A 13,197-nucleotide genomic window follows, 5' to 3' on the forward strand; every position below is an offset into this window, starting at 1 on the left:
CCAGCAATCAGGGTGAATCAGAAATCAGTCACCTTGGGAATCCCAAATCGATTCAGTCACCATGCAATCGAGTCTAGCGGGTAAGCGCGTAGTAAATCACGTAAAACCAGCCGAAAACGCCGTGGATCAGTGCCCACAGCAGCGATTTGTGCAGGCTCCAGCTGATGGTGATCGCCAGCGCCGAGCCGAAGCCGATGCCCGTCGAAACCACATTGCCGCCGCTGACGCGCCGCTCCGCCATTACCGCTGTTCCTTCGCCCAATCTGCCACCCGCGCCGCATTCAGACGCGCCGCGCCATCATCCAGCACGCCATCTGATTTGGCAAAGCACAGCCGGATGAACGGCGTCGGCCGGCCGTCGGGCTGGAAAGCGCTGAGCGGAATGGCAGCCACCCCGGCTTGCCGCACCGCCGCTTCGCAAAAATCATGGTCGGCCAGCATCACGCCCGACGCGGCGAGATCGGCCATCACGAAATAGCTGCCGGCGCTGGGCAGCAGATGCCAGCCGCCCGCCGTCAGCGCTGCCACCAGCCGATCGCGCGCCGCCGCGAACTGCGCGCGCGTCGCCGCGAAATATGCATCCGGCAACGCCAGCCCGGCCGCCACCGCCACCTGCAACGGCGGCGGCGTGGTGAAGGTGAGAAACTGGTGCACCTGCGCCACGCGTTCGGCCAATGCAGGCTCTGCCACCACCCAGCCGACCTTCCAGCCGGTCAGCGCCAGCAACTTGCCCGCCGAACCGATCTTGATGGTGCGGTCAGCCGCCAGCGCCAGCGGCGAGGCATGGGGCGCGGTGCCGATGATCACTTCCTCCCACACCTCATCGCTGATGATGGTCAGGTCGTGGCGCGCAGCCAGTTCGGCAATCGCGCCCAGCATCGCCGCGCCAGCGATGCTGCCGGTGGGATTGTGCGGTGTGTTCACCAGGATGGCCCGGGTGCGCGGCGTGATGGCGGCGGCAATCGCTTCGGCGCTGGCCTGCCAAGCGGGCGGCACCAGTTCCACGAACACCGGCACCGCGCCGGCCCGGCGCACCAGCGGCGCATAGGCATCATAGGCCGGCGCGAACAGGATCACTTCGTCGCCCGGCGCGGCGACGGCCATGATGCTGGCCGCCAGCGCCTCGGTGGCGCCGGAGGTGACGATCACCTGATCCGGCGTGGTGGCAATCCCCTGCCGCCGCGCATAAAATTCGCACACCGCGCTGCGCAGTTCCGGTATCCCGCGCATCGGCGGATATTGATTATGGCCATGCAATATGGCCTCGGCCCCCGCCGCCAGCACTGCGTCGGGCCAGCCGAAATCCGGAAACCCCTGCCCCAGATTCACCGCGCCATGGCGACGCGCCAGGCCGGACATATGTTCGAAGATCGTGGTGCCGGCCTGCATGGTCGGCTTTGTGCCATGCCCCTCACGCAGGCCGCAACTGATAGCTGTGGCGCATGATGAACGGCTGCCCGGCCGTGCGGCTCTGCCGGGTGATGCGCAAGGTGCCGGCATCGCGGGTCAGGATGGTGCGCAGCAGCACCGCCACGCCATTTTCGCGCCCCGTGCCGTCCAGCACCAGCGTCAGCGCGCCATCGCCGCTGCGGCGCAGTTCGGATACCGCCATCGTGCTGCTGCCATCCTTGCCGATGATGGTCAGCGTCTTGCCATCCGGCGTGAACGTCCAGCGCTCGGCGCTGCGCATCGTCTTGCCCGGCCCGTCGTCATAGGTCCAGGCCAGGGCCAGGCCGTTCACGCTCAGCAGCGTCGGCAGGCTCTCGCGCGTGTCGTCGCCATAATCGCGATAATCCAGCCGGCCCGTCCAATTGCCGGCCAGCGCCTTGGCCACTTCCGCGCCGGCATCCAGCACCGGCACCGCCCCGGCACGCGCCACGTCCAGCGCCCGGTCCCGCCCGGCGCTGAAATCCGCCAGCGTCGGCACCACCAGCACATCCGCCGCCACCCCGCGCCGCGGCGTGAAGCGGGCGATGTTGGTGCGGTTCCAGGCATTGGGCACCCGCACCCTGATGCCGCTGGCCGGCAGCGTGAGCAGTAAGATCTGCCCGACGGTCGGCCCTTCCGCGCTGCCAGCCGTATCCTCCCCCACCAATGTCGCGCCGCGCCGTTCCTGCAACCAGGCCACGGTGCGCGTCGCGCCGGAGCCGTTGCGGGGCCCGGTCAGCACCGTCAGCCGGCCACCGAAGCGCTGCGCCGCCGGCAGCGGGTTGTGCTGGATCGTGCTGTCGTCGTCGTCCGCCTCATCCGTGCTGGCGGGCGTGCGATCATACCAGCCGTCTGCCGTGCGGATGAAGGCGCTTTGCGGCGGCGTGAACAGCTCGGCACGGTCCCCCCAGCTTTCGATATGCTGCGGCAGGTCGCCATAGCGGATCGCCTTGTAGCGGATCGGCTTGCTCCAGGTGAACGGCGCATCGAACAGATGCCGGGCCAGCGCGATCGACACATCTTCCGAACCGCCGCCGTTGTTGCGCAGATCAAGGATCAGATGGGTGGTGCCAGCCGCCTTCATGGCCTTGAAGAAGCCGCCCAGGAAGGCCGTCGCCGCGACCGGATTGCGGTAATTCACGAAGGTATCGATGCCCAGCCGCGCCACTTTGCCCTGCATGCGCCAGGTCACGCTGTTGTAGAATTCGCTGCGAAAGGCCGCGGCCGGCGCCGACAGCTTCGCCCAATCATTCAGGCTGATCGGCGCCAGCGTGACGCGCTCGCCATTGGCAGTGCCGGGGAGTTTCCATTCGATTTCCCAAGCTGTTGGCGCACCGAACAAGCCGGGCCAATATTCATCGAAATTGCTGCCGCCCAGATCGCTGTCATCGGCAATCTTTTCGGCAATCGCCTGATCCGTATCGCCATCATAGGCGACCAGCGGCGCCAGCGCGGTGAGGATCTGCGGCACCTGGCGGCCGTTGATGGCGATGATTTCCGCACCGGCCGGCAGCGCACCGGCGGTGACGATCATCCGCCCCTCGATCAGCTTGAAGCGCAGCGGCAGATGGCTGGCATTGCCCTGCCGCCATTTCTCGATGGCCTCGGGCAGTTCCGGCTTGCTGTGATCGCAGTGGATACTGGCCACCATGCGCGCGATTTCCCGATGCAGCGCCAGCGTGCTGATCGGTGCGCGCGCCGCCGCCGCCAGCCGCGCGAAACCCGCATCCACCTCGGCCTTCTTCGCATAGCGATAAAGGCCGGGATGCACCGTTTCCATGGCCCGCCGCATCAGGGCGACATCGGCCGTCGCCTGAGCCGCGGTGAGCATCGGGTCGGGCATGTGCGCGGCGGCGGGGCAGGCAAGCAGGGCGGCGATGCAGACTGTAGGGACCATCAGGACTCTCCGGCTGGGGTGCGCCGCCCCAATCGCCAATCCGCCGCCTGCCATCGCCCACAATGCTGAAATTCAGGTGGTTTTCAGGATTTGAGACGTGCCTGTGATGGGGTCATGCCCGCAAATTCGGCAAAGGCCCGGTTGAAACTGGCCTTTGACCGAAAGCCGGCATCCATCGCCATCGTCAGGATGGCGCGGGTGTCGGCTGGATCGGCCAGCCAGGCCTGCACTTCGCGCACCCGCCGCCGGTTGATCACTGTGTTGAAATTGGCGCCCAGCCCTTCGCCAAAGGCCCTTGCCAGATAATTGCCGTTGGTGCCCAGCGCCCGCGCCAGGCTGGCCGCTGTCACATCAGGGTCCTGCCACAGGCGCTGTGCCTCGATTTCGGCTTCGAATCGCGCGCCCATCGCCGCCCAATCCTTGGCCGCCACAACTTCCAAGGCCACAACAACGGGCAGTGGATAGCGCATCCCGGCATGCCGCCAGCCTTCCACCCCCAGCCAGATCACCAGACCCGAGAACAGCACATAGAGCCAGAATTGATCGAAATAATTGCGGGTGGGATCAACCAGATTGGCGATGAAGAACCCCAGCCACACGCACGCCACCAGCCCCAGCGCCAACAGGAAATTGCGCAGCCACAATGCATCGAAATCGGCGGCATCGGTGACATTCTCGTTCAGCCAGCGCCGGTAATCGGCCCACGCCGCCCACGCCAGCCGGCCATAAACAGCCAAAGACACGAACGCCGCCACATTCAACGCCGGCGCAATGATCGGGGCATGGGCCACCGTGTCCCACCAGTCCTTGGTCGCCAGCGGCAGCGGAAACACCAGCGCTTCGGCCAGAAATTCCACCAGCACGGCCAGGAAATGTGGCCATACAAGCGCCAGCGGCCGGCCCGTCAACGTGACGGCATACAGCCAGAGCAGCGGCCCAAACGCCAATGTATAGCGAAACGGCGCGAAGCTCAGCCACGGCCAGGCATCATAAAATCCTGCAAAGCCAATGATATACGGCACGATCAACGCCGCCACTGCCACGATCAGCAACGCCAGCCAACGGTTCGCAGCCCGGTTCACCGGCGCAGCCCACAACAGCCCCGCCAGCACCAGCCCCTGCACGCAGCCCAGCAGCAGCGTGATGCTCAACACCCCGAATGCGATCATGCTGCCCCCCTCCCATATTCGCGGCGTTGCTGCCAGTCGGCGCGCGGGTTAGCCTGCGCCAAATCTAAGAAGGACCCGCCCCATGAAGACGCGCATCACCGAATTGTTCGGCATCCAGCACCCGATCATGCAGGGCGGCATGCACTATGTCGGCTTTGCCGAGATGGCCGCCGCGGTCTCCAATGCCGGCGGGCTGGGCATCATCACCGCGCTCACGCTCGGCACCCCGGAAAAGCTCGCCGCCGAAATCGCCCGCTGCAAGACGATGACAGCCAAGCCTTTCGGCGTGAACCTCACCTTCCTGCCCAGCGTGACCCCGCCGGACTATCCCGGCCTAATCCAGGCGATCATCGATGGCGGCGTGAAGGTGGTGGAAACCGCCGGCAACAACCCGGCAAAATGGCTGCCGGTGCTGAAGGAGGCCGGCATCAAGGTGATCCACAAATGCACCAGCGTGCGCCACAGCCTGAAGGCGCAAAGCATCGGCTGCGATGCCGTCTCGGTCGATGGCTTCGAATGCGGCGGGCATCCGGGCGAAGATGATGTCGGCAACTGGGTGCTGCTGCCGCGCGCCGCCGAGGAGCTGGACATCCCGTTCGTGGCCAGTGGCGGCTGCGCCACCGGTAGCCAGCTGGTGGCCGCGCTGGCGCTCGGCGCCGAGGGCGTCAATATGGGCACCCGCTTCATCGCCACGGTCGAGGCGCCGGTGCACGACAATGTGAAGGCCGCGCTCGTCGCCGCCACCGAGCTGGACACCCGCCTGATCATGCGGCCTTTGCGCAACACCGAACGTGTGCTCAACAACGCGGCGGTGGAACGCCTGCTCGAAAAGGAACGCACCCTGGGCGCCGACCTGAAGTTCGAGGACATCATCGCGGAAGTGGCCGGCGTGTACCCGAAGATCATGCGCGATGGCGACATGGACGCCGGCGGCTGGAGCTGCGGCATGGTCGCCGGCCTGATCCACGACATTCCGACCGTGCAGCAACTGATCGACACGATCATGGCGGACGCGGAACGCATCATCGCCCAGCGCCTGCAGCGGTTCGCCGCATGAGCGACGCCATCCTGTACGACCTCGCCGATGGCGTCGCCACCATCACGCTCAACCGGCCCGACAAGCTGAACGCGCTCACGCCGGACATGCTCACGGACTTCTTCGCTGCCGTCGCCCGTGCCGGCGCCGACCCGGCCGCCAAGGTCATCCTTGTTACCGGTTCGGGGCGCAGCTTCAGCGCCGGCCTCGATCTTGGCATCATCGGCACCGGTGCCGGCGGCCGGGTGGAGACACACCCCGAAGCATCGCCACAATGGGGTGACGATATCGGACCGGCGCTTGCCCCCTATTACAGCGGCGGCTGGCCGGTGCTGATCACCTGCCGCAAGCCCACCATTGCCGCCGTCAACGGCCCGGCGTTCGGCTGGGGCTTCATCCTCGCCCTGCACTGCGACATCCGCTTTGCCGCCAATTCAGCCTTGTTCAACGCCACCTTCGCCCGCATCGGCGTGCCCGGCGAAAAGGGCTCGGCCTGGCTGCTCACCCGTCTCATCGGCCAGGCCCGCGCCATGGACCTGCTCTACACCGCCCGCCGCTTCGATGGCGCGGAGGCCAAGGCGCTCGGCCTGGTGAACGACTGCCTGCCCGACGCGGAACTGCTGGCCCACGCGACCGCCTATGCGCACAACATCGCCACCTACAGCGCCCCACGCAGCCTCGCCGCGATGAAGGCGCAGGTGTGGACGGCGCTGGACGAAGATTACAGCACCGCCTTCGCCGCAGCCGACCATGAACAGGATCAGGCCACCCAGACGCAGGATTTCCGCGAAGCCTTCACCAGCTATCGCGAAAAACGCGCGCCCGTTTTCAAGGGGCGCTGACGCTTACGCCACCTCAAGATTCGGCCCCCTGATTGAACATATGGGGCCAGGACCGAACACCGATGGCCCGATCGTGGACGCCAACCGCCTCGGTCCGGCCACGAGATTCCGAATATTGTCGGTATATTACAGGGTCAGCGGCCCATGCTGCAATTTGGGCAGCACATGCCGGCTGAACAGATCGGCTTCGGCGGCGTGGGGGTAGCCGGACAGGATGAACGCCTCCATCCCCGCCGCCTGATAGGCCTGCAACTTGGCGACAATCTGATCGGGATCCCCCACCAGCGCCGCACCGCAGCCCGACCGCGCCCGGCCGATACCGGTCCACAGATTATCCTCCACATAGCCGTCACTTGCCGCATCGCGCAGCTCGGCCTGGCGCAGCACGCCGACCGACAGGCTGTCCAGCGACTTGGCGCGAATGGCATCGCCAGTCGCCGCATCCAGCCTGGAGAGCAGCCGGGTGGCAGCATCACGCGCTGCGGATTCTGTTTCACGCACAATGACATGCACACGGTAGCCGAATTTCAGCGTGCGGCCATGCCGCGCCGCACGGGCGGTCATGTCGGCGACCACCTCCTTCACCTTGTCCATGGTGTCGGGCCACATCAGATAGACATCGGCGCCTTCAGCCGCAGCCTCGCGGGCCGCTTCGGACAGGCCACCGAAATAGAGCGGCGGGCATTTGCCGGACACGGTCTTGACGTTTGGCGGCGGCAATTTCAGTTGGTAATGTTCACCCTGGTGATCCAGTTCCCCGCCATTCAGCAAGGTTTTCAATATCTTCATCACCTCGACGGTCCGGGCATAGCGCGGCCCGGACTCGATGGTTTCGCCCGGCATGTCGGACGAAATGATGTTGACGGTAAGCCGCCCACCCAGGATCTGGTCCAGGGTGGCGATCTGCCGGGCCAATTGCGGCGGCCAGGTTTCACCGACCCGGATCGCCATCAGCAGGCGGATGCGGTGCGTCAGCGCCGCGATGGCGCCGGCGAACATCTGCGTGTCGATGCCAAGCTGATAGCCCGACGGCAGCAGGATATTGTCAAAGCCGCCTTTTTCGGCGGTCAGCACGATATTGCGGCAATGTTCCCAGCTTGAGCGCAGCGCCAGATCGGGCACGCCCAGAAATTCATAATCATCATCGCACAGCGCGGAAAACCAACTGATTTCACAAGGCTTCATGGCAGATTCTCCCCAAGCGACGCCGTCAGGATCGCGTACCACTCAGCCCGCGTGAACGTCACCTTGAACGCATCCGCGGCTTCGGCGATGCGCGCCGGGGTCTGGCTGCCGACGATCGGCGTGATACCGGCCGGATGCGCCAACACCCAGGCATAGGCGGTGGCCGCCACGCCGACGCCAAACGCCGCGCCATGCGAAGCCAGCGCCGCTTTCACGCGCGCAACCCGTTCATTTTCGGCTTGTTTGCGCCCCGGCCGCGGATCGCCATCCCCCAGCCGCCCCTGCCCCAACGGCGACCAACCCAGCACCGCCAGGCCGGTTTCCATGGCATGATCGAGCGTGCCATCGAACAGCGGGCTGAGCGCAAGCGGCGAAAATTCCGGCTGGGTCGATACCAACGGCGCCTTCAGATGCGCCGCCAGAGCCCTGGTTTGCGCCACGGTGAAGTTGGACACCCCCACCGCCCCGATCTTGCCGGCTGCCACCAGCCCATCCAGAGTCGCGGCGACGTCCGCCCAATGAGTCAGCATATCAGGGCGGTGAATCTGCCACAAATCAACACGCTCCACCTGCAGCCGGGCCAGCGAGGCATCGACGGCTTCGACCAGATATTCGGGCGACGAGTCGTACGGGACACCCATGCGGATGCCGCCTTTCGATGCCAGCACGATCCGGTCGCGCAGGTCCGGCGCAGCCGCGAAAACCCGGCCCAAAAGCGCCTCCGAAGCGCCGAACGGTTCATCGTTATCCGGCCCGTAAATATCTGCCGTATCAAAGAAACTTATGCCCGCCGCCAGCGCCGCCTCACAGCGCGCCTGGGCCGCCGCGACATCATCGCCAGCAAAACGCCACATCCCCCAAGCGAGCGGACTGACCATGAATTCGGACTTGCCGAGTGGGCGGAGATTGGGGCTAAGGGCGATGTACGACATTTCGGACTGATAGCGCGAGGATGAGGCAGATGGGAAGCACCGACAATATTCGCTGGGGCATTGTTGGCTCCGGCATGATGGCGCTGGAGCATATCGCCAACATCAAATTGCTGGGCGGCGCCACCATAACGGCCATTGCCGATCCGGTGCCAGCCTGCCTCGATCGTGCTGAAAAGGCGATTGGCCACAGCGTGTTGCGCTTTCCCGATGCCGCCGCGCTCGCTGCATCCGGCCGTTGCGATGCGGTGGTTGTCGCCTCCCCCAACTTCACCCACCACGCCGTCTTGGGGCCGCTGATGGACGCTGGCCTGCACATCTTGTGCGAAAAGCCGCTGGCCACCACGCTGGCCGATGCCAAGGCCGTGGCCGCCGCCGTGCAAGGCTATGACCGGACATTCTGGACCGCCATGGAATATCGCTTCATGCCGCCGGTCAGCGAATTCGTTGCCCATGTCCACGCCGGCAAGGTCGGCCGCCTGCAGATGCTGTCGATCCGCGAACATCGTTTCCCGTTCCTGGTCAAGGTCGGCGACTGGAACCGCTTTTCGGCCAACACCGGCGGCACCATGGTGGAAAAATGCTGCCATTTCTTTGACTTGATGCGCCACATCGTCGGTGCCGAGCCGACCCATATATTCTGTTCCGGCGCCATGGACGTCAACCACCGCGATGAACTTTATGATGGCCGCACGCCGGACATCATCGACAACAGCTATACCGTCGTCGATTTCGCCAATGGCGTGCGCGCCATGCTCGATCTGTGCATGTTTGCCGATGGCGCTGAACAACAAGAGGAAATATTGGCCACGGGTGACAAGGCCCGGCTGGATGTGCTGATCCCGGCCGGTGACATCGTCTTCAACCCGCGCGTCGGCTTCATGAACCCCAAGCAGTCGCAGCGCTGGCATGTCGAAACGCCGGCCGTTGCCCTGGCCGCCGGGCAGCACCATGGCTCCACGTTCTTTCAGCACCGGCATTTCGCCGCGGCCGTCCGTGGGCAAGGCCCGGTGATCGTCACCGCCGATGACGGTCTGCGCGCCGTGGCCATTGGCCTGGCCGCCGAAATTTCCGCACGGGAACGGCGCGTTGTCCAGATGGCCGAGCTGGGCCTGTAATCCGCGCGCGCAACTGTTGCGAAGCTGCCACAGCGCGGCACTATCGCAACAAGGCTGGATTGACGTAACCCACGAAAGCCTGTTTTGGCGGCGCAACACGCCTGCCGAAGATTGGCAAGGCTGGCCGGCAACCGACCGGACGCAAAGGGGAAACGAGATGATCGCCAAACTTCTGATGGGCTCTGCCGCAATTCTGGCCGTGGCCGCGATACCGGCAACCGCGCAAACGGCCGGGCAGGCCGCCGCTGCTGTCGACAGCAACGAACCCGCCGAGATCGTCGTCACCGCGCAAAAGCGCAGCGAACGGCTGCAGGATATTCCGGTCGCCGTTTCGGTGGTCAGCGCCGATCAACTGAGCCGCCAGGCCGTGCTGAACCTGGAAAATGCCCAGTATCTCGTTCCCAGCCTGAATTTCCGCAAATCGGGCACCACGATCAATCAGTCGCTGTATATCCGCGGTGTCGGCACTGCGACGTTCAGCCTGGCCGGCGAGCCGTCGATTTCGACCGTGCTCGATGGTGTCGTGCTGGCGCGTGCTGGTGAAGCCTTCTCCGATCTCGTTGATATTGAGCGCATCGAAGTGCTGCGCGGCCCGCAGGGCACGCTGTTCGGCAAGAACGCATCGGCCGGTGTGGTCAATATCGTCACCAAGCGCCCCGGCGACAAGGTCGCGGGTTATGCCGAAGGTGGCTGGTTCTTCGGCAACGGCAACGAGTATCGTGTGCGCGGCAGCGTCGATCTGCCGATCGCCGATGGCGTGCGCAGCCGCTGGACCGCCTTCTACGGCAATTATGAAGGCAATATCTTCAACGATGCCGCCACCGTGAACCGCCGGGTCAATGGCTATGAGCGTTTCGGCATCCGCGGCCTGATCGAGGCCGACATTTCCGAGACCGTCAAGCTGACGGTGATTGCCGACTGGCGCCGTGCCAATGATGATTGCTGCGCCGAAGTGATTGGCGATCAGCCCGCCGGGGTTGCCGCGCTGGCGTTGGCCGGGATCGATTTCCGCGGCGACGCGACCCGCACCATCCGCCAGAATCTCGTCACCCGCACCGAGGAAGAAAGCTATGGTGTCTCGGCCCAGTTCGATGCGGAAATCGGCACGCACACGCTGACGTCGATCACGGCATGGCGCCGTTATGACAATAATGAAATTCGTGACGGTGACTGGATCAACGCGCCGCTGGCCGGCCAGGCACAGCTGCATGACATCGGCCCGCAGACCGGCACCACCTTCAGCCAGGAACTGCGGCTGACGTCGCCTGCGGACAAGCCCTTCACCTATGTGCTGGGCGCTTTCTACAGCCGCGCCGATACCGAACGCACGTTCACCCGCAATGTGATCCGTTGCGGCGGCGCGCCGAACCCGGCCGTCATCCTCACCTGCGGTTCACCCGGCGCGGTGGCCGAATCTGTCAGCGGCACCGCCACGTTCGGTTCGACGTTCGACAACTATGCGCTGTTCGGCCAGGGCACATATGCCTTCAACGATCGCCTGCGTGCAATCGTCGGCTTGCGCTTCACCAAGGACGATCTGTCGATCTTCCACAGCCGCGTGGCCACGCCCAACATCGGCGGCCTGCCCGGCATCGCCCGCAACTTCGATGCTGGCGTGTTCGCCACGTCCAACAATGGCGCCAACAATGGTGACGCCAATGCCACCAACGGGGTGCCGTTCCGCGCCAACACCGACGCCACCAACCTGTCGGGCAAGCTTGGCCTGCAATATGATGTCAGCGATGATGTCACCAGCTATGCCTCGTACACTCGCGGCTACAAGGGTCCGGCCTACAATACGTTCTTCAACCTGAACCCCACCGGCACCAACGTCATCGATCCTGAAATTGCGGATTCGTTCGAGATCGGCCTGAAGAACACGCTGTTCGACGGGAAGCTCGTCTTGAACCTGGCCGCCTTCTACGCGACCTATCGCAACTTCCAGGCCAACAACCCCGATCTGGTGGCCGGCGTGCCCGTCACCCGGTTTACCAATGCCGGTGACGTGTCCACCCGCGGCATCGAAATGGATTTCCTGCTGCGGCCGGTAAAGGATCTGAACATCTCTGGCGGCCTCGCCTTCACGGATGCGCAGGTGGATGCCTTCAATGCGCCGCCGGGCACGGCCGTGATCCCGGCCGGCACGCCGCTTGGCTTTGCACCGCGCTGGAAGGGCACATTTGGTCTCGATTATCGTTATCGCACCGGCAACGCGATCGATTTTGCCCTGGCTGGCAATGTGTCGACCCAGTCCAGCCAGCTCAGCCTGTTCGAAGCCAACCCGGCGCTGCGCAATGCCGGCATCATCCGGCCGTACAGCCTGGTGGACCTGCAGTTCGGCATCGTGGAAAAGGACGATCGCTTCCGGGTGACCGTGTTCGTCAAGAACCTGTTCGATCAAAGCTTCCCGGCACAGATCACCAATTCTGGCCTGGGCGGCAACCAGTTGATCGGTTTGCGCTACATCATTCCGCGTGAAGCCGATCGCTATTTCGGCGTGATGGCCCGCGTCAACTTCTGATCGCAACCGGGCGCGAAAATAGCGCGCAGCGCTATTTTCCAACTCCGGCAAGATCGGCCAGCGACCGAAAAAGGCGGCTCTCCAGCCGCCTTTTTTGTGTCGTCTGACGGCGTGGCTCCGCCACGCCCTTCCTCTTTCTATTTTTACCTACCCAGACGGACTCGGCGGCTATGCCGCCGGCCGTGCGCGCGTGCACCCATGAAGTTCCAGGCGGCACAGCCCCACCCCCAGCCCCTCCCCTAAAGGGGAGGGGAGCCGTTACCCGCCCCCGCCTCAATCGCGTCCATATCCGCGTCGCTCAGCCCGAAATGATGGCCCACTTCGTGCACCAGCACATGGGTGACCAGCCCCTCCAGCGACTCATCACCCTCTGCCCACAAATCCAGCAGCGGCCGCCGATACAGGAAGATCATGTCGGGCAGCGCGCCCGTCGGCACATCGCCCTTCATGCCGACATGCCGGCCCCAATAGAGCCCGAGCAAGTCCCACGGCGTCTCCAGCCCCATCTCGGCCATCACCGTTTCATCGGGGAAATCCTCGATGCGCAGCACGACGCCGCCCAGATGCTGGCGAAACAGGTCGGGCAGCCGTTCGACCGCAGCTTGTGCAAGCCGCTCGATGTCGGCAAGGGTCGGGGCCATCTGCATGCCCCCCCATAGGAAGGAACTTCGCCGTGGTCGAGAGACTGGACACAGACGCCCGCGCTGCGCTGGCCGATGAACTGCCCGCCTGGACTCTGGATGGCGAGTATCTGAAGCGCAGCTTCAAATTCGCGGATTTCAGCGCGGCCTGGGGTTTCATGGCCCGAGTCGCGCTGCTCGCCGACCGCCAGGATCACCACCCGGAATGGTTCAACGTCTACAACCGCGTCGATATCGCGCTGACCACCCACGACGCCGACGGACTGTCCGCACGCGACGTCAAGCTGGCCAAGGCCATCGACGCGCTGCTGTAGAACCAGGAAGGGGGGCGCCGGTCGGCGCCGCCCCGCCCCAGGGCAGGGGGGGGGGTTAAATAGTCGGGGTCGTCGGGGGGGGGGCCGGGGGCGGGGGTTGTGGTTGGTTAGGTTGGG

General features: G+C 64.8%; 12 protein-coding genes. 5 read left to right on the plus strand and 7 right to left on the minus strand.

What is annotated here, in order from left to right:
• Positions 1 to 73: 73 nt before the first annotated feature.
• The 4 genes from ACTIEZ_RS15085 to ACTIEZ_RS15100 form a co-directional block, all read right to left on the minus strand.
• The gene (locus ACTIEZ_RS15085) at positions 74 to 241 is read right to left on the minus strand and encodes a hypothetical protein (RefSeq protein WP_439547514.1); all 168 of its coding nucleotides are present in this window, start codon (positions 239 to 241) and stop codon (positions 74 to 76) included.
• Positions 241 to 1,389 carry an aminotransferase class I/II-fold pyridoxal phosphate-dependent enzyme gene (locus tag ACTIEZ_RS15090; RefSeq protein ID WP_439547515.1) on the minus strand — a complete coding sequence of 383 codons (1,149 nt, stop codon included), beginning with the start codon at positions 1,387 to 1,389 and terminating at the stop codon, positions 241 to 243. The genes ACTIEZ_RS15085 and ACTIEZ_RS15090 overlap by 1 nt, the downstream gene beginning before the upstream one ends.
• Positions 1,390 to 1,411: 22 nt before the next feature.
• Positions 1,412 to 3,259 carry a S41 family peptidase gene (locus tag ACTIEZ_RS15095; RefSeq protein ID WP_439547516.1) on the minus strand — a complete coding sequence of 616 codons (1,848 nt, stop codon included), beginning with the start codon at positions 3,257 to 3,259 and terminating at the stop codon, positions 1,412 to 1,414.
• Positions 3,260 to 3,408: 149 nt separating this feature from the next.
• Entirely contained in the window at positions 3,409 to 4,494 is a 1,086-nt protein-coding gene (locus ACTIEZ_RS15100; protein ID WP_439547517.1) for a helix-turn-helix transcriptional regulator, read from the minus strand.
• A gap of 82 nt (positions 4,495 to 4,576) precedes the next feature.
• Between ACTIEZ_RS15100 and ACTIEZ_RS15105 the strand changes: the two genes are divergently transcribed.
• Together ACTIEZ_RS15105 and ACTIEZ_RS15110 are read left to right on the plus strand one after the other, a co-directional pair.
• Positions 4,577 to 5,551: an NAD(P)H-dependent flavin oxidoreductase gene (locus tag ACTIEZ_RS15105; protein ID WP_439547518.1), complete on the plus strand. Its 975-nt coding sequence runs from the start codon at positions 4,577 to 4,579 to the stop codon at positions 5,549 to 5,551.
• Positions 5,548 to 6,372: an enoyl-CoA hydratase-related protein gene (locus ACTIEZ_RS15110; RefSeq protein ID WP_439547519.1), complete on the plus strand. Its 825-nt coding sequence runs from the start codon at positions 5,548 to 5,550 to the stop codon at positions 6,370 to 6,372. Before ACTIEZ_RS15105 ends, ACTIEZ_RS15110 begins: the two co-directional genes overlap by 4 nt.
• A gap of 126 nt (positions 6,373 to 6,498) precedes the next feature.
• Here the strand turns inward: ACTIEZ_RS15110 and ACTIEZ_RS15115 are convergent, their stop codons facing one another.
• A complete protein-coding gene (locus ACTIEZ_RS15115; RefSeq protein ID WP_439547520.1) occupies positions 6,499 to 7,557 on the minus strand; it encodes an LLM class flavin-dependent oxidoreductase in 1,059 nt (352 codons plus the stop codon).
• Positions 7,554 to 8,489, minus strand: coding sequence for an aldo/keto reductase (locus ACTIEZ_RS15120; RefSeq protein ID WP_439547521.1), 936 nt, complete (start codon positions 8,487 to 8,489; stop codon positions 7,554 to 7,556). Before ACTIEZ_RS15120 ends, ACTIEZ_RS15115 begins: the two co-directional genes overlap by 4 nt.
• A 29-nt stretch (positions 8,490 to 8,518) precedes the next feature.
• Between ACTIEZ_RS15120 and ACTIEZ_RS15125 the strand changes: the two genes are divergently transcribed.
• Positions 8,519 to 9,604 carry a Gfo/Idh/MocA family protein gene (locus ACTIEZ_RS15125; protein ID WP_439547522.1) on the plus strand — a complete coding sequence of 362 codons (1,086 nt, stop codon included), beginning with the start codon at positions 8,519 to 8,521 and terminating at the stop codon, positions 9,602 to 9,604.
• Positions 9,605 to 9,761: 157 nt separating this feature from the next.
• Positions 9,762 to 12,125, plus strand: coding sequence for a TonB-dependent receptor (locus tag ACTIEZ_RS15130; protein ID WP_439547523.1), 2,364 nt, complete (start codon positions 9,762 to 9,764; stop codon positions 12,123 to 12,125).
• 239 nt (positions 12,126 to 12,364) lie between these two features.
• Here ACTIEZ_RS15130 and ACTIEZ_RS15135 read toward each other — a convergent pair whose 3' ends face one another.
• On the minus strand, positions 12,365 to 12,766 hold the full coding sequence (locus ACTIEZ_RS15135; RefSeq protein WP_439547524.1) for a metallopeptidase family protein: 402 nt from the start codon (positions 12,764 to 12,766) through the stop codon (positions 12,365 to 12,367).
• 32 nt (positions 12,767 to 12,798) lie between these two features.
• Between ACTIEZ_RS15135 and ACTIEZ_RS15140 the strand changes: the two genes are divergently transcribed.
• Positions 12,799 to 13,080 (plus strand): 4a-hydroxytetrahydrobiopterin dehydratase, encoded by a 282-nt coding sequence (locus ACTIEZ_RS15140; RefSeq protein WP_439547525.1) that lies wholly within the window; start codon positions 12,799 to 12,801, stop codon positions 13,078 to 13,080.
• Positions 13,081 to 13,197: the final 117 nt, after the last annotated feature.

Origin of the sequence: Sandarakinorhabdus sp. (genome assembly GCF_051860625.1) — a bacterium.
Taxonomy (GTDB): Bacteria; Pseudomonadota; Alphaproteobacteria; order Sphingomonadales; family Sphingomonadaceae; genus Sandarakinorhabdus.